At 69.4% G+C, this 20,268-nt stretch carries 17 protein-coding genes; 9 read left to right on the top strand and 8 right to left on the bottom strand.

Annotated features, from left to right (window positions below):
- Positions 1–3: 3 nt before the first annotated feature.
- The 6 genes from J8J14_RS10915 to J8J14_RS10940 all read right to left on the bottom strand — a co-directional run bounded on the left by J8J14_RS10915 (position 4) and on the right by J8J14_RS10940 (position 4,711).
- Positions 4–1,245 carry an AAA family ATPase gene (locus J8J14_RS10915; RefSeq protein ID WP_209379539.1) on the bottom strand — a complete coding sequence of 414 codons (1,242 nt, stop codon included), beginning with the start codon at positions 1,243–1,245 and terminating at the stop codon, positions 4–6.
- Positions 1,235–1,540, bottom strand: coding sequence for a hypothetical protein (locus tag J8J14_RS10920; RefSeq protein WP_209379540.1), 306 nt, complete (start codon positions 1,538–1,540; stop codon positions 1,235–1,237). Before J8J14_RS10920 ends, J8J14_RS10915 begins: the two co-directional genes overlap by 11 nt.
- A 4-nt stretch (positions 1,541–1,544) precedes the next feature.
- Positions 1,545–3,086, bottom strand: coding sequence for a type II and III secretion system protein family protein (locus J8J14_RS10925; RefSeq protein WP_209379541.1), 1,542 nt, complete (start codon positions 3,084–3,086; stop codon positions 1,545–1,547).
- The gene (gene cpaB, locus J8J14_RS10930) at positions 3,083–3,934 is read right to left on the bottom strand and encodes a Flp pilus assembly protein CpaB (RefSeq protein WP_209379542.1); all 852 of its coding nucleotides are present in this window, start codon (positions 3,932–3,934) and stop codon (positions 3,083–3,085) included. The genes J8J14_RS10925 and cpaB overlap by 4 nt, the downstream gene beginning before the upstream one ends.
- Positions 3,935–3,937: 3 nt before the next feature.
- Positions 3,938–4,459: an A24 family peptidase gene (locus J8J14_RS10935; protein ID WP_209379543.1), complete on the bottom strand. Its 522-nt coding sequence runs from the start codon at positions 4,457–4,459 to the stop codon at positions 3,938–3,940.
- Between the two features lie 84 nt (positions 4,460–4,543).
- Positions 4,544–4,711, bottom strand: a complete 168-nt coding sequence (locus tag J8J14_RS10940; protein ID WP_209379544.1) for a Flp family type IVb pilin — start codon at positions 4,709–4,711, stop codon at positions 4,544–4,546.
- 656 nt (positions 4,712–5,367) lie between these two features.
- Here J8J14_RS10940 and J8J14_RS10945 point away from each other — a divergent pair.
- The 8 genes from J8J14_RS10945 to J8J14_RS10980 all read left to right on the top strand — a co-directional run bounded on the left by J8J14_RS10945 (position 5,368) and on the right by J8J14_RS10980 (position 12,688).
- The gene (locus tag J8J14_RS10945; protein WP_209379545.1) at positions 5,368–6,636 is read left to right on the top strand and encodes a pilus assembly protein TadG-related protein; all 1,269 of its coding nucleotides are present in this window, start codon (positions 5,368–5,370) and stop codon (positions 6,634–6,636) included.
- 4 nt (positions 6,637–6,640) lie between these two features.
- A complete protein-coding gene (locus J8J14_RS10950) occupies positions 6,641–7,051 on the top strand; it encodes a TadE/TadG family type IV pilus assembly protein (RefSeq protein WP_209379546.1) in 411 nt (136 codons plus the stop codon).
- A 37-nt stretch (positions 7,052–7,088) separates the two neighbouring features.
- Positions 7,089–7,475 (top strand): TadE family protein, encoded by a 387-nt coding sequence (locus J8J14_RS10955; RefSeq protein ID WP_209379547.1) that lies wholly within the window; start codon positions 7,089–7,091, stop codon positions 7,473–7,475.
- A gap of 113 nt (positions 7,476–7,588) precedes the next feature.
- Positions 7,589–8,731: an ABC transporter ATP-binding protein gene (locus tag J8J14_RS10960; protein ID WP_209379548.1), complete on the top strand. Its 1,143-nt coding sequence runs from the start codon at positions 7,589–7,591 to the stop codon at positions 8,729–8,731.
- The gene (locus J8J14_RS10965) at positions 8,721–9,629 is read left to right on the top strand and encodes a carbohydrate ABC transporter permease (RefSeq protein ID WP_245215658.1); all 909 of its coding nucleotides are present in this window, start codon (positions 8,721–8,723) and stop codon (positions 9,627–9,629) included. The genes J8J14_RS10960 and J8J14_RS10965 overlap by 11 nt, the downstream gene beginning before the upstream one ends.
- Entirely contained in the window at positions 9,622–10,455 is an 834-nt protein-coding gene (locus J8J14_RS10970; RefSeq protein ID WP_209379550.1) for a carbohydrate ABC transporter permease, read from the top strand. Before J8J14_RS10965 ends, J8J14_RS10970 begins: the two co-directional genes overlap by 8 nt.
- A 20-nt stretch (positions 10,456–10,475) precedes the next feature.
- Entirely contained in the window at positions 10,476–11,765 is a 1,290-nt protein-coding gene (locus J8J14_RS10975; protein WP_209379551.1) for an ABC transporter substrate-binding protein, read from the top strand.
- 83 nt (positions 11,766–11,848) lie between these two features.
- Complete coding sequence (locus J8J14_RS10980; protein ID WP_209379552.1) at positions 11,849–12,688, top strand: metallophosphoesterase family protein; 840 nt, start codon at positions 11,849–11,851, stop codon at positions 12,686–12,688.
- 506 nt (positions 12,689–13,194) lie between these two features.
- On the opposite strand, the gene J8J14_RS10985 is transcribed toward J8J14_RS10980, so the two are convergent.
- Entirely contained in the window at positions 13,195–17,775 is a 4,581-nt protein-coding gene (locus tag J8J14_RS10985; protein WP_209379553.1) for a choice-of-anchor I family protein, read from the bottom strand.
- Positions 17,776–18,169: 394 nt separating this feature from the next.
- Between J8J14_RS10985 and J8J14_RS10990 the strand changes: the two genes are divergently transcribed.
- Positions 18,170–18,961 (top strand): DUF1206 domain-containing protein, encoded by a 792-nt coding sequence (locus tag J8J14_RS10990; RefSeq protein ID WP_209379554.1) that lies wholly within the window; start codon positions 18,170–18,172, stop codon positions 18,959–18,961.
- 313 nt (positions 18,962–19,274) lie between these two features.
- On the opposite strand, the gene J8J14_RS10995 is transcribed toward J8J14_RS10990, so the two are convergent.
- Positions 19,275–20,267, bottom strand: coding sequence for a cyclase family protein (locus J8J14_RS10995; protein ID WP_209379555.1), 993 nt, complete (start codon positions 20,265–20,267; stop codon positions 19,275–19,277).
- Position 20,268 lies beyond the last annotated feature (1 nt).

Genomic DNA, 20,268 nt, shown 5'->3' on the forward strand with positions numbered 1-20,268 from the left:
TCCTCAACGTGCCGCGCGGCCGCCAAGCAGGCGGGCGAACAGGGAGGGCGAGGGCGCGGCGGCCTTCATGTCCGCCACGTGATGCGTGAGCGGGGCCAGGGCACGGCGGAACTGGGTGCTCTGGGCCAGGGCCGGCTGCCCGAGATTGGCGGAGCGCGGCAGGTGATTCGGCAGGTCCGGAATGGTGAAGTCCGGCGCGCCGCCCAGCCCATCGGCCACCAGCTTCGGCTTCAGCCCCCCCGGCAGCCCGGCGCGGTTCAACACGGTGGTCACCGATCCCGCTCCCTGGGAGCCCAGCAGCCTGCGCAGCGCCAGCGCATCGCGGATCCCGCCGAGATCCGGCCCCATCACCACCAGCCGGTGCTGCGACATGGCCTGCGCGATCCGCTCCGCCACGCCCGGCGGGGAAGGCACATCGATCACCACGTAGTTGAAGCGGGCCGTCAGCATCGCGAGCAGGTTCTTGATGCCGCCCTCGCTGGGGCGCGGATCGGAGTCGATCGGCTCCTCGGCCGCGATCAGGCGCACGCGGTCATTGACCGGAACGGAGGAGCGGTCGAGGAACAGGTTGTCCACCCGGTCCGGGTCTTCCAGGGCCACCCGCAACCCGGTGCCGGAGCGCAGCCCCAGCATCATCCCCGTGGTGCCGGCCCGCAGATGCAGGTCCAGCAATGCCACATGGCCGCGGGTCGCCTCCGCGAGCTGAAGGGCCAGGTTCACGGCGATGGTGGTCGTTCCCGCGCCGCCACGGGCACCGCAGACCGAGATCACGGAGCCGCCCCGCTCCGCGCTCGCGGAGACGGCGCCGCCCGTGATATGCGGGCCGAAGAAGCGAACCACCGCATCGCGCGTCAGCGGCTTGTACAGGTATTCCGCCACGCCAAGGTCACGCGTCATGCGGCGGTAGAGGACGAGGTCGGAGGCCTCCCCGACCACGAGGACCCGGACATCGGGGCTGCACACCCCGGCCAGCGCATCCAGCGTGTCCAGCGGATCGGACAGTCCCGAGACATCCACCACCAGGATGGAGGGAGTCGGCTCCTGCTCCAGGGCGCGCACGGCGGCGCGGGCATCGCCGCGCCGGACCTGCAGCCCGGTGCCCACGCCCACCAGCCCGCTGCGGAGGGCGGTCTCGGTCTGCTCATCGGCGACGAAGGCGAGGACGGGAAGGCGCGGCTCGTCCGGTGCCGCGACATAGCGGCTCTCCTTCGGGGCGTCAGGCGGCGGCTTGCGCTCAACGAGCATTCGGGCCTCCTGCGGCAGGGGGCGCGGCACCCGCCCCAGCCAGGGCGGGCACCTGGTTCGCGGCGGGAAGCGGCCTGAGCCTGTCGCGAAGGAGCCGGTCCACGGCAGCGGTGCCGGAATTCCCACGCGAATCCCGCGCCTCGATGCCGCGCGCCGCGTGGGAGCGGTCCACCAGCATGGCGTTCAGGTTCCGGTCGTTCACGCCGGTGGCCACCCAGGTACCGGGGCGGCCGAAGTCACCGTCCTGGCTGCAGGCCGCCAAGGCGGTGATGAGAAGAAGGGACAGCGCGCGCATCGCCCTACTCCACCATGAAGCCGGCATCGAGACGGGCCCCCAGTGGCTGGCCCGCGCCCCCGCGCGCGATCTGCCGCCGATAGAGGATGCGGTCGAGATCGGAGGCAGGGCGGACATTGTCGGTCGGCGCGGCCAGGGCCCTGGGGTCCGACACGGGGCGGACCAGATAGGGCGTGATGATGATCACCAGCTCGGACTCGTTCCGGCGGAAGGAGTCCGAACGGAACAGCGCCCCCAGCACGGGAATGTCGCCCAGCCCGCTCAGGCCGCTGTTCACCATGGTGCTGGAGCGCTGCAGCAGCCCCGCGATGGCGAAGCTCTGCCCGCTGCCCAGCTCCACGCTCGTCTCGGCGCGGCGCACCGTCACGGCGGGGATGGTGACGGTACCGCTGGCCAGGGGCACGGTGATCGCGCCGTTCTGCGACAGCTCGCTCACCTCCGGGCGAACGCGCAGGTTCAGGCGGTCCGGGCCCAGCACGGTGGGCACGAAGGCGAGGGAGACGCCGAACTGCTTGAACTCGATGGTGATGGAGTTCGTGCTGTTGCTGGCAGCGACGGGCACGGGAAATTCGCCCCCCGCCAGGAAGCTCGCCACCTCGCCGGACTGGGCGGTGAGGTTGGGCTCCGCCAGGATGCTGATCAGCTGATCGCTGGCCAGCGCATCCACCACGGCATTGATGTCGAAGCGCGAGGAGCTGATGCCGACTCCGAGGCGCCGGGTGGCAGAGCCCGCCGCCGCCGCGCCGGTGATGGCATTGACCAGGCCACCCGCCGTGCCCGTGCGCAGCCCCAGGAGGAAGTTGTTCCCGTCATAGGCCAGGGCCTGCCAGTTGAAGCCCAGCTCCCGCGTCACCTGGCGGGAAATCTCGGCCACGCGGACCCGGAGGTTCACCTGCAGGGAGGATAGAAGAGACAGGTCGTTCACCAGCGCGGGTCCCTCGCCGATCGCGGCGCGCGCGATGGCTTCCGCCCGCTGCGCATCCGCGGCGTTGGGAACCGTGCCCGAAAGGACATAGCCGTTGCGGCCCGCGGCCGAGACGCGCAGCCCATCGGCGCCGCGCACCATCCGTCGGATCATGCTCTCGATCGCTGCGGCGGAAGGCGGGGGCGTCGCGGGGGCAGCCGTGCCGAGGGGGGCCGGGCCGGGTGCCGCGCCGGCCGCCGCGGCCCGGCTGGGCGCGACCGTCACATCATATTCAGCCACCGGGGTACCATCCTCGGCTGTGGCCAGGACAGTGGTCCGCCCGGCGCTGACGGCCATGAGGAAAAGGCTGGTGGGCGAAGCGGGCTGGATCCGCGCCACGCGCGGATCGGCCGCCAGCACGGTCACGGCCGGGCGGGGCAGGTTGAGCAGCCGCCCGGTGCCCGCCTCCAGCGCGATGCTCGTCGGCACCACGGGCGTGGGGGCGAAGGCCTGGGCGTTGCGGGCCAGGTCCGGGAAGGGCGCGCGCGGGGAAACAGGGGCCGGCGGGAGCACCCCCTGCGCCAGCACCGTGCCGGGCAGGAGAAGGCCCATGGCCAGGATGGCGCGCAGTCCTTTGATCACCGGAACAGAACCTCCTGCTTCTCTCCTCCTTGTATGACCTGCATCCGGGCGCCTCGCGATACCATACCAGCGTTCAGGGCCGGCGAGACGTCGGCGCTGAAGACAGGGTTGCCGATCGGCATCACATCCTGGGGCGGCTCGATGGCGCGGACGGTCAGGGCAATGCGTCCCAGCCGGCTGGCCACGGCCACGCGCTCCGCCTGGTCCGAGCTGACCTCCAGCGTCACGGTGCGGGCAATGCGTGGTACGGTGGGATCGGTGCCGGAAGCGCCCTGGGTGAATTGCTGGTCCACGGCGATGACGCGGACATCGACCAGCACGGTCTCGCCGATCACGCGGCGCCCCAGGGGGGCATCGCCGGCAGCCAGTTCCTGCGTGAGGATCAGGTCCACCTGGTCACCGGGCCAGATCAGCCCCGCCGCGCCGGTGACGACATCCACCCCCACCGAGATGGCGCGCCGCCCCGGGCGGAGCACGGCGGCAAGGAAGCCGCGGTCGCGCGGGCGCAGCACCTCATCCCGCGGCAGGCTTTCACCCGCTTCCAGGAAACGGCGGAGCAGGCCACCCTGCATTTCCAGCCGGGCATCCTCCAGCGCCGCGCCCGGCGGCACGGCCTCGGGCGCCAGTTCCTGCACGGTCAGGTCGCCTTCCTTGAGCAGCGTGCCCGGCGGCATGGCACGGGCCGCGACAAGGACGCGGGCGCGGGGCGGCGGAGGCGGCGCGGCGGGCGCCGGCACAGCCTCGGCGACGCGCACCGGCTCCTCTGGCGCCAGCATCCGGAGCACCAGGCCGCCAAGGCCAACGGCGCTGAGGAGAAGGGAAACCATGACTAGGACGCGGAGAAACATGGATCAGACCCCCCGGGTGGCAAGCAGGGTGGCGACGCCGCCGATGGCGATGGCGACGGCATAGGGAAGCGGCCCTCGGCGCCGTATGCGCCATCCCTCAACCACGAGGACGCGGCCCAGCAATCCCTCGCGGGCAGGGAAGGATCCGGGCTGGGGCAGAAGCCGGGCCGCCAGGATGTAGGCAGCACCCAGCAGGCCACCCGCAAGAATGGTGGCAACGACGAAATCCCAGGTCGCAGACGGCGGAAAGGCCAGGGCCAGCGCCCCGGCGAGCTTCACGTCGCCGCCTCCCAGAAGCCCCCGCATCGCGAGAGCGAACAGCACGCCGAAGAGCAGGAGGGCAGCGCCGAGCGAGGCCAGAAACGGGCTCAGGCCCGCAGGCGCGCGCATCAGGAACGCGGCAAGCAGAAGAGCAAGAGAAAGACTGTCCGGAATGATCCGGGTGGCGATGTCACGCCAGGCCGCCACGAGCAGCAGGCCAACCATGACCAGGATCAGCGTAGCGTCTGCGATGTGACCCATCATGGTTAATCCGAACTCCACCGGTTCGAGGCGGAGAGGCCGACCCGAGCACCCCCACGGAGGTGCCCGGGCTGGCAGGCCGCGAGATCAGCTGAAGATGCCGGCCAGCTTGGCGTTCAGCAGCGGGCCCAGGGAGGTGGCGGCGGCAGCGACAACCACGCAGATGCCGGCGGCAAGGATGGCGTACTCGGCGGCGGTCACGCCCTTGCGGCACTGCAGGGCGACGGCGGCGGAGGTGATCAGCTTGGTGAACATGGATGCGGCTTCCTTTCGATCGGGTGGTTCGGCCCGTCGCTTGGGGCATTGGGGCCTGCCGAGAGCACCATAGCTCGAAACCCACACTCGAATGCAACCACAAGCTGCATGCCGGACGATTAAAACTTTTTTAAGGTGTGCAGCGATCCATGACCGTAATCGCATGGACCGAGACATTTCGGCCCGCCAACCGGCCGCATTGTGTCCATCTTTACAGGATTTTGTGCGCGTTCCTTAGCCCCGGACGCGAAATCCTCCATAGGGGCGAGCCGGAACACAGCCAGACTTCCGCCCGGAGCGCCTCAAATCGAGCTGGCGCTCGCAGGGCATGACACAACCCATGCGTGTCTGGTCTAATCTCCGCCAGCGATTCGAAGTACCGCTTTCTGCCGGACCAGCCAGCCATGCCAGGGTTGCGGGTCAGCCGTTCCGCAGAGGACAACTAAGAGTTGCGTATTTCCATGTCAACACTTCGTGAGAGTGCTAGAAAGATCGAACCCACACGCGGGGTAGCAGGGATGAAAGCCGTTTCGCGCCTCAAAAACATCGCAGTTTCAGCGTCTTGGCAGATACCTGAAGAGCTCCGCAACCGCGGCGCGGGATGCAACCCGGTCGTCAGAGCCGGACTGTCAAGCCTCGCCGGCCTGACTCACGGGATGAGACGACTCCGCCCGCTGGACCGGCGTGGCGCAACCTCCACCTTCGTGGCGGCCATCGGCACGCTGCTGCTGGGTTGTGTCGGGCTGGCGGCCGATGGCGGCGTCTGGTTCCTCTCCCTCCGGAACGCCACCAGCGCCGCGGACCTGGCCGCCCTGGCCGGCGCGGCCACGCTGGACCGCGGCGGGAATGGGGAGAACGCCGCGCGCGGCATCGCCGGCCGCAACGGCTTCAGCAGCAGCACCGGCGCAACGGTGGAGGTGAACATCCCTCCCCTCACCGGGGCGCAGAAAGGCGTCAGCGGCGCGGTGGAGGTGCTGATCTCGCAGCCCCAGCGCTCAGTCTTCGCAAGCCTTTTCATGCCCCAGGCCCCCACCGTGCGGACCCGGGCCGTGGCCATTGGCAAGGTCACGGAACGGGTCTGCCTGCTTGCCCTCGGCGGTGGGTTGGAATTGGGTGGCAACAGCACCAGCCATTCGGTGGATTGCGCGCTGGCCAGCAATGCCGCCGCCCCCAACGGCATCCATATCGTCGGCAGCGCCTCGGTTCGCACATCCTCCCTCATCACGACAGGCGACTGCATCGGCTGCGATAGCGGCGATGTCTGGACCAATGATTACCGCACCACCCGCCCGGCGGTGACCAGCCAGCGCCCCGATCCCATCCGCGATCCCTTCGCAGCCATGCGGTCCTGGCGACCGACTCCGGCCTCACCCTGCGTGAACCAGCCTTCCGGGCGGGATTCCGAAATCGGGCCCGGCACCTATTGCAGCCTCAGCGTCGGTTCCAACGAGTCCCTCACGCTCCGGGCGGGCCTTTACTACGTGAAAGGTGGCGACCTCACGGTGCAGGGCAGGATCACCGGCGATGGCGTCACGATCGTCATGACCGGCGAGCCCGACAATGTCGGCACGGTCCGCATCAACGCACAGGCCGAGGGCCACCTCCGCGGCCCCATCAACTCGGTCATACCCGGCGTGCCTGCCGCGGCGGGCCTCGTGCTCTACCGCGATGCGCGCGCAACCAATAACGGCCCGGCGAAGGAGGTGCAGCTGAACGGCGGTGCCTCCATGGACATTTTCGGCGGGGTATATTTCCCCACCTCGGACGTGGTGATCAACGGGCGCAGCGCCATGGGCTCGAACTGCTTCTCCGTCGTCGGCTACCGGCTCTCCCTCTCGGGCAGCTCGAACACCACGGTCGATGTCTCCGGCTGCCCGGGCGTCACGCCCTATCCCATCGTGCGCACCGTGCGCCTCGTGGAGTGAAGCCATGCGACTGCCCCGAATCGGCCGCCGCGGCATCGCGGCCAGCGAACTCGCCGTCATCGCGCCACTGCTCCTGGTGCTCCTGGCGGGAGTCCATGATGTCGCGAACAGGATCCAGGTCTCGCTGCAGCTCGAATCCGCGGTCCAGACCGGCGCGCAGCAGGCCCTGGCCACGCCCGGCAACCTCACCGCCATCCGCAACGCCGTCATCGCCGCTTCCCCCGGCCTCACCACGGCTGAAGTGCCGATGCCTCGCCTGACCTGCGAATGCGCGGGCGCGGCCTCTACCTGCGGCAGCTCCTGCCCTTCGGGGGAGTCGCGCTACATCACCCTCACCGCGCAGCGGAACCTTACCCCGCTGCTCATCTCCTCCCTTTCCAGCGGATCCGGCCATGCGGTCGTGCAGATCCGCTAGCGCCCGGGCCCGCGGCGCCTGGCGCAGCCGGCGCGGCATGGCCACGGTCGAGTTCGCCCTGATCGGCGGCCTGCTGCTCACCTTCGTCATCGGCATCATGGAGGCCAGCCGTTACCTGATGACGCTGGAGGCGTTGCGGACGGTCACGGCCGATGCGGCGCGCATGGTCGTGCTGCGCGGATCGGCGAACCTGAACGCCAACCGCGCGGCCTGCACCAACATGGCCGGCGCGCTGAGTGGCGCGAGCGCGCGCACCGGCGCGCTGGACCCGGCCTCCCTTTCCGTCGTCCTGAGCAATTGCGCGACCAATGCGGGGGTGACGACCGTCACGGTCACGGTCACCTATCCCTTCCAGCACTCAGTCCCCATGCTTCCCAATCCCGCACGCGAACTGCGCGAAACGGCGCGGGCCATCTTCCACTAGGCGCCGCGATCCCTGGCAGGCGCCGGGGCCATGACACAGTTCCTTCATGAAACGGCAACACCCGTGTCAGCCCCCGCGCCTATTGCGCGGCCCGGGATCCACGGGGGCTGTCTGTGCAGGGAATTGCCGTTGACCGGCTGGGCAAGCGCTTTGGCGCCACGCCGGTGCTGCGCGATGTCTCGCTGCGCGTGGCCGCGGGGGAATTCCTGGCCCTGGTCGGCCCTTCCGGCTGCGGCAAGTCCACCCTGCTGCGCAGCATCGCGGGAATCGAGCACCCGGATTCCGGCCGCATCCAGATCGGCGGGCGGGATGTAACCGGCCTGCGCCCGTCGCAGCGCGACGTGGCGATGGTGTTCCAGTCCTATGCCCTCTACCCCCAGCTCACGGTGGAGGAGAACATCGCGGTGCCGCTGGCCATGCGCCGGCTGAACGCCGCGCAGCGCCTGCCCCTGGTCGGCGGGTGGATGCCGGGGGCCCGTGCCGCGCGCGATTCCATCACCCGCGACGTGCGGCAGGCCGCCAGCTCCCTCGGCCTCGGCGCCCTTCTCGGCCGCCGCCCCGGCCAGCTTTCCGGCGGGCAGCGCCAGCGCGTGGCGCTGGCCCGCGCCATCGTGCGCCGCCCCGCCGCCTTCCTGATGGACGAGCCGCTCTCCAACCTCGATGCCAGCCTGCGCGTGCAGACCCGGCGGGAGATCGTGGCCATCCATCGCGCCGCGGGTGTCGCCACCGTCTATGTCACCCATGACCAGTCCGAAGCGCTGACCATGGCGGACCGGGTGGCGGTGATGCAGGCCGGGGAGATCCTGCAGGTAGCCTCCCCGGCGGAGATCTACGCCGATCCGCAGGATCTGCGCGTGGCCACCTTCATCGGCTCCCCCCGCATCAACACCCTGCCGGCGGAGGCTGATGCGGAAGGCGTGCTGCGCGTGGCGGGACAGGCGGTGGGACTCCGGGTGGAGGGCAGCGGCCCCATGACCCTGGCCGTCAGGCCCGAGGACCTGCAGCCCGGCGATGCCGGCCTTCCAGCCGTGATCGAGACCGTGGAATTCCTGGGAGACAGCCTGCTGATGCATCTGCACCACCCGGCCACCGGCACGCCGCTGGTGCTTCGCCTGGCGCCGGAGGAGCGCGAGAGCCTGCCCGCCTCGGGCGAGATCGGGCTGCGCTTCCCGCTGGACCGCGCCCTGGTCTTCGATGCCCGCGGCCAGCGCGTGGCCCTGCGCTCCCTCCTGCCGGAGGCCGCCCTTGTCCGCTAGCCTCGCCGCCCCCCTGCCCCGGCGCGGCACCGGGGAGGCGCTGGCGGGCTGGATGCTCACCGCCCCGGCCGCCATCGCCTATGGGTTGATGCTGCTGCTGCCGACCCTGGCCACCATCGCCCTGGCCTTCACCGACTACGAGCTGGGCGCACCGGCCTTCGCCTGGATCGGGCTGGAGAACTTCGGCGAGCTGCTCTCCGATCGCGGCTTCGCCATCGCCCTGCGCAACACCATTCTCTATGTCGGCATCGTCGCGCCGCTCTCGGTGCTGGGCGGACTGGGCCTGGCCCTGCTGATCGAGTCCGGGACGCGGGGCCGCTCCTTCTTCCGCGCGGTGTTCTTCCTGCCCGTCGTCTCCCTGCCCGTGGCCATGGCGGCGGCGTGGCAATACCTGCTGCACCCCACCATCGGGCCGCTGAATGCCGCGCTGCGCGGCATCGGCATCGACGGCCCGGCCTGGCTCTCCTCCTCGGACACGGTGCTGATCTCCCTGGCCGCCATCGGCATCTGGGAGAACATGGGGTTCAACCTCGTCCTCTTCCTTGCCGGCCTCACCGCCATCCCGCGCGAGCTCTACGCGGCGGCCGAGGTGGATGGCGCGGCGGGCGGATGGGAACGCTTCCGCCTTGTCACCTGGCCGCTGCTCGGGCCCACCACGCTCTTCGTCGTCACCATCACCATGACCCGCGCCGTGCGCGTCTTCGACAGTGTCGCGGTGCTGACCCAGGGCGGGCCCAACAAGGCCTCCCAGGTGCTGCTCTATGCCATGTACGAGGAAGGCTTCACCTATTTCCGCCTAGGCTATTCGGCGGCCATCACCCTCGTCTTCCTCGCGATCGTACTCGCCCTGGTCTGGCTGCAGACCAAGGTGCTGGAGAAGCGGGTGCATTATGCCTGAGCGCTCGGCCCTGCGCGGTCTGCCGCGCCTGCTCCTCCTCGGCCTGCTCGGGCTGCTCGTGCTGATGCCCTATATCTGGATGACGGCTGCCAGCCTGAAGCCGCTGGACGAGATCTTCCGCGCCTCCCTCTCTCTGGTGCCCGAGCGCTTCCACGCCGTGGAGAACTACGGGAAGGTCTTCGCGAAGATCCCGGTCTGGCGCTATCTCTGGAACGGCGTCGTCGTCTGCGGCGGCATCCTGTTCTTCCAGCTGCTCTTCGCCGTGCCGGCGGGATACGCCCTGGCAAAGCTGCGCTTTCCGGGCAGCGGGCTGGCCTTCGGCGCGGTGATGCTGGGCCTTCTCGTGCCCTATCACGTCCCTGCCCTGCCTCTCTATGTCGGCTTCAGCCAGCTGGGCCTGCTGAACAGCTACACGGCGTTGATCGCGCCCTCCACCATCTCGGTCTTCGCCATCTTCCTGTTCCGGCAGTTCTTCAGGTCCCTGCCGGATGACCTGATCCATGCCGCCCGCATGGACGGGATCAGCGAGGCCGAGATCGTCTGGCGCATTGTGCTGCCCAATGCCTGGCCGGCCGCCACCGCCTTCGCGATCTTCTCGGTAGTTGCGCATTGGAACGACCTGTTCTGGCCGCTCATCGTGGTGAACGGCACCCAGTACGCCACCCCCGCGCTCGGCGTCCTCTACTTCCGGTCGGACGAGGCGGGCGACGATTTCGGCGCGCTCATGGCCGCCGCGGTTCTGATGACGGCGCCGCTCGTCCTCGCCTTCCTGATCGCCCAGCGCCGCTTCATCGAAGGCATCGCGACAACCGGCCTCAAGGGTTGAGGCCTTCTCTGGAGAGAACCATGCTGACCCACTCGCCGCTCAGCCGCCGCGTGGCGCTTTCCGCGCCCGCCGCCATGCTGTTCGCGCCCCGCGTCCTGCGCGCCCAGTCGCCGGTGGAGATCACCGTGCACTACGCGCAGCCCTTCATCTACAAGGAAGCCTATGACGCGCTGCTGGCCGCCTTCACAAGGCGCGAGCCGAACATCAAGGTGAACTACGTCACCACGCCGAACTACGAGGAAGGCGCGCAGCTCATCCTGCGCCAGGCCGCGACCAACCAGCTGCCGGATCTTTCCTACCAGGGCTTCAACCGCCTGCGCGTCTTCGCCGAGCGCGGCATCGCCCAGGACCTCATGCCGCTGCTGAAGGCCGAGGCCGCCGACCCCGCCCGCATCGGCTACACGCCGAACCTGCTGGCCCTCGCCCATTTCGGCGGCTTCCAGTCCGGCCTGGCCTTCGCCGCCTCCAACCCCGTCACCTACTACAATGCCGATCTGGTCCGCCGCGCGGGTGGCGACCCCGAGAACTTCCCCAGGGACTGGAACGGCGTGCTGGAACTGGCGGGCAAGATCGACCGGCTGGGCGATGGCGTCGAGGGCATGTGGTTCACCTGGAGCGGTGACGACTGGATGTTCTCCTCCCTGCTCTTCGGCCATGGCGGCCGGATGCTGACCGAGGATGAGCGCGACGTCGGCTTCGCTGGCCCCGAGGGGCTGGGTGCGCTGCGCCTGCTAGACCGGATGGTAAAGGAGGGCGGCATGCCGAACCTCTCCGCCGCCGCCGCCCGCCAGGCCTTCACCGCCGGCAAGCTGGGCATGATCTTTCAAACCACGGCGCTGGTGCGCGGCATGGTGGCCGGCGCCGGCAACAACTTCACCCTGCGCACCACCGGCATGCCGGTGATCGACGCCGATAAGGGCCGCCTGCCCACGGGCGGCGCCGCGGGCATGCTGACCGCGAAGGATCCGGCGAAGCGGGACGCGGCATGGAAGTTCCTCCGCTTCTCCACCGGCGCCGAAGGCCAGGCGCTGATGGTGAAGAACACAGGCTACCTGCCCTGCAACCAGATCGCGATCGACGACCCGCAATATCTCGGCGAATTCTACCGCGAGAACCCGCTCTTCATGGCGGCCGTGAAGCAGATCCCGGTCTCCATCCCCTGGTACGCCTTCCCCGGCACCAACTCCGTGCGCGTGACGCAGACCATGGTGGACAACATGGCCCGCATCGTCGAGCAGCGCGCGACGCCGGAGGAGGTGCAGCGCGACATGGCGGCCGAGGTGCGCCGCCTGCTGCCGCGCCGCTCCTGATCCCGCCCACCGGGCGCCGGCTGCCACCGGCCGGCGCCCGGTCCACCCTTGCGGCCGCCCGCCGCGAAGCCCGAGGATCGCCCATGGCCTTTCGCCTCGCCCAGATCAGCGACACGCATCTCTCCGCCCGGGTGCCGGCTTTCAGCGCCAATTTTGACCATCTGGCGGAGCACCTGCGCGGCCTGCGCCCGGATCTCGTGATCAACACCGGCGACCTTTCGCTCGACGGCGCCGACCAGGACGAGGACCTGGCGCTGGCCCGCAGCGCCCATGACGGGCTCGGCCTGGACTGGCTCGCGGTGCCCGGCAACCATGATGTGGGGGACGATCCCCTCCCCGGCTGCCGCCAGCCCGCCAATGCCGAGCGCCTGGCCCGCTGGCGGCGCCATATCGGCCAGAACATGTTCGTGCAGGACGTGCCGGGCTGGCGGCTGATCGGACTGGACAGCCAGATCACCGCCACCACCCTGCCCGATGCCGAGGCGCAGATGGAGGCGCTGGTCCGCGCGCTGGAAGGTGCCGCCGGGCGCGCGCTCGCCATCTTCCTGCACAAGCCGCTCTGCCAGGAACGGATGGACGAGATGGAGAGCACCTACTGGTGCGTCCAATCCACCCCGCGCCACCGCATTCTGGACCTGTTGATGCCACAGCGCCCGGCCTTCGTGGCCAGCGGCCATGTGCATCAGTGGCGGGACCGCGGCGTGAGCGAGGGGCTGCGCCAGATCTGGGCCCCCTCCGCCGCCTTCATCGTCGGCGATGCCTATCAGGAGGCGGTCGGCGAGAAGCAGCTCGGCTATGTCGAGCACGCGCTGCACGCCGATGGCAGCTTCGAGAGCCGCCTCGTGACCCTACCCGGCCTCGTCCTTCACGACATCGGCGAAATGCCCGAAGTCTACGGCCCGCAGAGGCGCCTGGCGGCCTGACCAGGCCACCTTGGCTGCAGGCGCATGCTCGGCAGCGATGCGCCACGGCAGGCGAACAGCTGCGCTCCCGCCGCGCCTGACGATCGAGCAGGATTCTGAACCACAATTTCCCGGAGAGGGCGCTGCCCTCTCCGGACTTCACCCGCCAAGGGCCTGAGGCCCTTGGAACCCCGTCTGGCTGCCGCGGTAGGGTGCAACACGGGGTCCTTGCCCCTGCTCCTGCGCCTGCAGTCGCCTCCGGTCATGGACCGGAGGCGCACCGCCAGCCAAACCTCTCCAACTGGTAGAAAAAGATGATGGTGAGGGGTCCGGGGAGAGGAAGAATTCCTTCTTCCTCTCCCCGGGGCCACCAGCGTCAAAACAGGGCCACGGCCGCATCGCACCAGGCAGGCCGCATAGCGTTCCTCAAAAACCAACGCCGCCAGGCATTCTGCCCGGCGGCGTTGATGTCCTGGGCCGGCGCGGCGGAGCCCCGGGCGGAGCTCCCGCCGCGCCAGGTCCTCTTCTCACACCACCCAGATATCCTGGGCGGTGAGGGCCGTGCCCTGGGCGACATGGCCGATGCGGATGGAGGCCGCGCCGCCCACGCCATCGGCGTCGTAGTAGAGGGCGCCGGTCGCGGCGTTGTAGAGCAGGTGCTGATCCGCCGTGCTCGCCTCCGTGCCAAGGCCAAAGCTCGCCGCCGAGAGCTGCCCCGCGGCCCCGAAGGCCGTGAACACCGCCCCGTCCAGCTCGATCCGGTCCTCGCCCTCGGCGAAGTCTAGGATCCGGCTCTCATTCCCGGCGCCGAAGGCATCGAAGCGGAACCGGTCCGCCCCCCCCCCGCCCGTCAGGCGGTTCAGGCCGGACCCGCCCACCAACAGGTCGTCGGCACCGCGCCCGACCAGCGCGTCATTGCCGCCCAGGCCGTAGAGCGTGCTGCCCAGCTCATTGGCCAGGATCCGGTTGTCCAGCTCGTTGCCCGTCCCGATCCGGGCCGCGCCCTCCAGCATCAGCTTCTCGACATTCGCGCCCAGGGTGTAGTCGATCAGCGCCGTCACCCGGTCATAGCCCTCGCCGGCCAGCTCGATCACCACGTCGCCGGCATCGTCGACCACATAGCCGTCGTCGCCCTCGCCGCCGGCCATGGTGTCCGCGCCCTTGTCGCCGACCAGCCGGTCATTGCCCAGCCCGCCATAGAGCTGGTCATTGCCCCCGCGCCCGACCAGCGCGTCATCGCCGCCCAGGCCGTAGAGCGTGCCGCCCCCTTCCGCGGCCAGGATGCGGTTGTCGAGCGCATTGCCCGTGCCGAGCTTGGCCGAGCCCTCGAGGATCAGCTTCTCGACATTCTCCCCCAGCACATAGTCGATCGAGGCCGTGACCTGGTCGTAGCCCTCGCCCGAGAGCTCCACCACCACATCGCCCACATGATCGACATAGTAGGCGTCGTTGCCCGCCCCGCCGATCATCTGGTCCGAACCCGCGCCACCCACCAGCCGGTCATCGCCCGCGAAGCCGTAGAGCGCGTCGCGGCCGTCGCCGCCCACCAGGCGGTCGGCACCGTCCGTGCCGTCCTGGCGCTCGCCGAGCACCGTATCCTCGCGCACCGCGACATTCTGGATGCGCTCATCGGTCGCCTGGCCGGCATCCAGCTGCTCGAAGGCCGTTTCCTTCGTGCCATGGACCGCCTTCAGATACTCGGCCAGCGCGTCCTGCTCGCTGCCCTTCGCCGCGAAGCCAGCCGCCCCATCAGTGAGCAGGTCGCTGTTCAGCAGGTCGATGCGGTCCTGGGCATAGCGGCCGATCGGGTAGCCATCGCCCCCATCCGCCATGAAGCTCAGCGTCACCATCTTGATCAGGCGGGACGCATCGCCCACCAGCTCGCCGTTCCGCATGATGGTGTCGAGCACCGAGCCATCCTCGCCGAGGATGACGAGGTTCTGGATCCGCTCGCCGGCGCGCTGCACGCTGCCATCCGCGTTCAGCACCTGCGAGGTCGCCGCCGCGTCATAGCTGAAGGAGACGCCGCCCACCTGGCCGAAGGAACCGGGCGTCGCGCCCGGGGCAACGCCGGCCACGGCATGTTCGAAGATGCGCACCAGATGCTCGGCCGAGACCGTCACGATCGACAGCGCGTTGTTGAAGCGCAGCGAGTTCTCGATATCGAGCTGGCTGACAGCGCCCTCCGGCTTGCCGGCGGCCGGGTTGGCCTGCGGGGGCAGTTCGCCCGCCTCGGCGCCCGTGCCCACCGCGCCGATCTCCGCGCGGATGCCGCCGCCGTTCTTGATGGAGACGGTCACCGCCGCATCCACCTGCCGGGCGACGAAGAGGTTCGCATCGGCGGAGAGGTTGCCGAGATTGGTCTCCTCCGTCCGCACTTCGGCGCGCCGGCCCTCCAGATACACGTCGGTGTAGCCGAGGACATTGCCGTCCTTCTGCTGGATCACCGCGGCCACCGCGTCGGTGACGGCCTTCACCTCGCCGCCGCGCGTGCCCTCGGCATAGGCATCCTCGTTGCCCCAGAGGTCGGACACCGTGTCCTCGTTCACCACCACCGGGCCGGAGACGCCCTGGTTGATGCTGTCCGTGATGATGTCGCCATTCTCGTCGAAGGTGACGACGAGGCGGCCGACATAGGAGTACTCGCTGCCCGTGTTGACCACAGCCACCGGCTTGCCGTTCGCGCCGGTGACGATCACCGGATAGGTCTCGGAAGCCGTGTCGCCCGGCTGCAGCGGCTCGTTGCCGTCGGCGAACACCGCATGGCTGCCGCCGGCGACGATCACGTCCACGCCGCTGAGCTTGGAGGCCAGGTCCAGCTCCAGCTGGTACTGCTGCAGATGGCTCAGCAGGATGATCTTGTTGATCCCCTGCGCCGTCATCTGATCCACCAGCGGCTGCAGGACGGCCGCCAGCTCATCCGTGTTGTTCACCCCGCCATCACCGGCGGGATCCTTCACGCGCACCCCGCCGACGGAGGAGATGGAGGCAAGGATCTGGGTGGTGATGCCGAGTACGCCGATCGTCTCGCCGCCCTCGGTGATGGTGGTCCAGGGCGCCACCTGCTGGTCCGCCGCCTCGGCGTTCAGCCCGCCGGGGGTGGCGATGTCCTCGGCCGTGGTGGCGTAGCTCGCGGCGTCGCGCAGCAGCTCGGTGAAGAGATTACGCATGGCGCTGTCGCCGCTGAAGTCCAGGTTGGACGACAGGTAGGGGAACATCGCGCCGATCGAGGTGATGGCGCCGCTGGTGCTGCCGCCGCCCTTCACGAAGTCAATCGCGGCCGCCAGGGCGGTGGTGCCGTAGTCGAACTCGTGGTTGCCCAGGACGCTGGCCTGCACGCCCAGCGCGTTCATGATCGCGATGTCGATGGCGCCCTGGCTGAGCGTGAGGCCTGCCAGGTCGGCCGCCGGCACGCCCAGCAGCCAAGCGTAGAGGTCGATCAGCTCTTCCCGCACGGTCGGGTCCGTCCCCGCCGCGCCGAAGGGGCTGGGGATGAAGTTGTCGCCCGAGGAGAGGGTGATGCTGTTCGCGTAGCTGTCCTCCAGCTTGTCCACGATCGCGGCGAACTGGGCCGCGCGGGTGGTGGCCGCAAGGCCGGCCTCGAAGTCCGAGGCGTGCAGGATCTGCAGCGTGAAGTGGCCCGAGGCGGGCGCCTCCACCTCCAGCTCATGGGCGGTGGTGATGCCCGACCCCTCGTTCGGGGAGAGCAGGATCGGGCCGTTCATGCCGTCCGGCAGGTCCTCGGCCGGCACGAAAAGGATCGCTTCCGGCGCGTCCTCCGTCGCGATGATGCCGGCATATTCCGCGCTGGTAGGGGAGGTGATGGCGAAGGACATCACCGAATCCGACCGCTCCAGCGCCACGAAGGCGTAGAGCTGGCCGTCGATGGTGCCGAGGGTGATGCTCTCGGGCTCCGGCCCCTTCGCGTCCGAACGCGTGTCGTCAAACAGGTCCGGGCGCTCCTGCAGGAGCATGCGCTCGATCATGTCCCCGGAGTCGAAGGTCTGGACCAGCCCGGTCTCCGTCACCTCCCAGATCGAGAAGCTGCGACCGCCCAGGGCGTGGATGACATCGATGTCGCCATCGCCGTCGATGTCGCCATCCACGGCGGACACCTCAAGCCGGCCTAGGACCGCATCGGCCTTCAGCGCGGCGATCGCCGCGGCCCCGCCGAAGGCCTCCTCGTCCAGGTTCAGGTCCTTCACCCGGGCGGTGTCGCCGTAATCACCCCATTCCGTGGCGTCGCCCTCATTGGCGGTGACGAGATAAGTCTTGCCCTGGTGGGAGAAGGTGGCGATGCCGTCCGGCATGTACATGCCGCGGATCGGCGCGGTCACGATGTTCCCGCCGCCATCGCGGTCGGAGATATCGAGGCCGTTACCCTCGATGGAGTGGTCCTTGGTGCCCAGCGCGTACACGCCCGTATAGGACATGGTTTCCAGGTCGAGCACCGCGATCGCGTTGTTCTCCTGGAGGGTGATATAGGCCGTGAGCCCGTCCTCGGAGAGGGCGATGTATTCCGGCTCCAGGTCGGTGGCGGCGGTGATGCCGTCCACGCCCGTGATGCGCACGCCGGCCGCGCGCAGCGCCTCCGTGTCGAAACCCTCGAAGCCGAGGAACTGGCTGTTGCCGGTGGCAACGTCGATGACCGCGACGCCGCCGACCGGATCGCCCGAGGCGTCCACGCCGTAATTGTCGTTCGGCTCGCCCTCGATCGCCACCAGCAGGCGGCTGCCATCGGGGGTGAAGGTCACCATGTCCGGCACCGCGCCGACCTCGACCTGGCGGATCAGCGTGGCGCCGCTGCCATCGGCCGCGATGCGGTAGAAGGCCACCACGCCGTTCCCGCCCGCCTCGGCATTGTCATAGGCCACGGCCATGATGTCGCCATGCACGTCCACGCTGTTGCCGGTGCCCAGGCTGCCAAGATCGGCGGCCGGCAGGCTGAAGCGCAGCGCGCCATCGGCGATGGCCAGCGCCTCGACGCCCGTGGGGCCGAGCACGAGCACGAGGCCGCGCTGCGCGTCATAGGCCACGACCTCGGCGCTGCCTGCGGCCGATTCGGAGCTGTCCTTCGTCCAGAGAAGCCCAGAGTTGATCGAAGGCATGCAGATGGTCCCCACCATGTCGAAGCTGGGACGGTGAGTTAACGAGCCATGAACGGGTCTTCATGCATGGTTTTGTGACAGTTGAGACGGCACCGACCGCCTGCCGTCGCGGGTGGGGCCACCGCATCCACCCGGAAACGCGCGGCACCGGAAACGCGGTGAGAGCGCCATCTCCCCCGGCTATCCGAACGAGCCAGCCTTCTCCCCAAAGCGGGAGACCCTGCGCCCCAGCGCCATCATCCGCCAGGGAAGCGAAACCCGGCGAACCGGCTGAGAGCCGGAAAGCAGAAAGGAGCGGGGCAGCGGCACTGCGTTTTCGTTGCGCCGGGAGGAACCCCGGCGGCGCAACCCGCGTTGGCGCTGCGGCAGCCGAGACGAGGAGCGCAAGACAGAGATGGAGGCAAGACGCCGCGGCCTGGAATGGCTCGCACGCCTGGGCTACGCGGCCCGGGGCCTCGTCAGCTTGCTGGTCGGGCTCATCGCCCTTCTCGCCGCCGTCAATGGCGGTGGCGAGGTCGCGGGTTCGAAAGGCGCCCTGCAGGCCATCTTCACCCAACCCTGGGGCAGCGCCATGCTGCTCGTCGTCGCCCTCGGGCTTTTCGGCTTCGCCCTCTGGCGCGCCATGCAGTCCCTCGCGGATGCGGACCGCCGGGGAACGGGCTGGGGCGCCCTGGCAGCCCGCGCGGGCCAGCTCGTCTCCTCGGTCATCTATGTCAGCCTGGGGATCTTCGCGGTGAACCTCGCCATCGGCGCGGCCAGCGGCGGGGCGGAGGACCAGGCGGCCCGCGACTGGACCCGCTGGCTCCTGGCGCAGCCCTTCGGGCGCTGGCTGGTCGGCGCGGTCGGCTTGGCGATCCTTGGCGCAGGCCTGGGCATGGGGGCAAAGGCCTTCACCGCCTCTTTCCGCCGCCATCTGGCCTGCGGGCCCGGCGCGGCGGAATGGGTGATCCCGCTGGGCCGGGCGGGCTACGCGGCGCGGGCCGTGGTGTTCCTGATTATCAGCGCCTTCCTCATCATCGCCGCCCTCCAGGCCGACCCGAGCGAGGCGCGCGGCCTGGGCGGCGCACTGGTGGCCCTGCAGGCGCAACCCTTCGGGCGCACGGCGTTCGGCCTGGTCGCCCTGGGCCTGGCCGCGTTCGGCGCTTTCGAGTTCGCGGAGGCACGCTACCGCCGCATCGCGCCCTGACCTCGCCTCCTTGGTTCACCGGTTTCCGGAGAGGGCTCTGCCCTCTCCGGACCTCGCCCGCCAAGGGCCTGAGGCCCTTGGAACCCCATCTGGCTGCCGCGGATAGGATGCAACACGGGGTTTCTGCCCCTGCTCCTGCCCTTGCAGTCGCCTCCGGTCATGGACCGGAGGCGCACCGTCAGCCGAGCTTTCCAAACCTCTAGAAGAAGATGATGGTGAGGGGTCCGGGGAGAGGAAGAATTCCTTCTTCCTCTCCCCGGGGCCACAAGCGACGAAGAACCGATAGCTGCAGGCGCCCCCACAGCCCAGCACGTCAGAAAATGGCGGAAGGCGCCACGGTGGAACCCGAGCCGCCCTGCACTTTCAACGGCTGCACGGCAAAGGCGAACTCGTATTGCCGCCGCTGGGCCAGCACATCCAGCTTCATGTTCTCCAGCAGGTGCACCCCATGCACCACCAGGGCCAGCTGGTGCACGGGCAGGCTGGCATCCGGCATGGTCTTGGAGGGCGAGCACTCCACGGGCCAGTTATCCGCCCCCATCAGCATCGGGTTCTGGCGGATGATCCATTCCGCGGCCGCCACGCCCAGCCCGGGGCAGGAGGCGACGTAGCGGGGATTCTCCTTGCCCCAGAGCAGCCCCCAGCCCGTGTGGATGATAACCGCGTCCCCTTCCTCGATCCGCGTGTTCTGCCGGGACAGTGCCTGCTCCAGGTCCGCCGGGGTGATCTCATAGGTGTCGGGAAGCGTGGCCACGCCCTTCAGGCCCGCGACATCGATCATCACGCCGCGCGTGAAGATCGTGCCCACCGTGTCCACGCCCATTTCCGTGAAGCCGTTGCGGCCGGAAATGCGCGGGATCTGAACGCAGTTGTAGCCCTCGTCCCCGATTGTCTGGTGGGGAAAGGCATCGAGCTGCGTGCCCACCTGCCCGATCTCCGAAACCACCAGTTCCTCGTTCGAGCCGCGGCGGTTGGCCTGCGGGTTCATGAACATCTGCTTCAGATGCACGTCGAACCGGCGCGTGCCGAAGAAAGGCATGGTCTGGTTCAGCGTCTGCCCGCACTCCACGATCTCGCCCGTGCGGATCAGCTGGGCGGCCCGCTTCGCCCGCTCCGGCGTCATCAGGTTCATCGAACCGCGCCGGTCCGCCGGCCCCCAGCGGGACGGGCAGCGGTCCCCGGCGGCGGGCGGCGACCAGCGCTGCGCCTCCTGCGCCTCGACCGATGAGGCGAACAGCCCGTGCATCCCCGCACAGGCCAGGCAAGCCGTGCCGAACAGGGTCTTCCGGCGCGAAAGCATCGTCATA

The organism is Pararoseomonas baculiformis (genome assembly GCF_017813395.1).
Taxonomy (GTDB): Bacteria; Pseudomonadota; Alphaproteobacteria; order Acetobacterales; family Acetobacteraceae; genus Roseomonas; species Roseomonas baculiformis.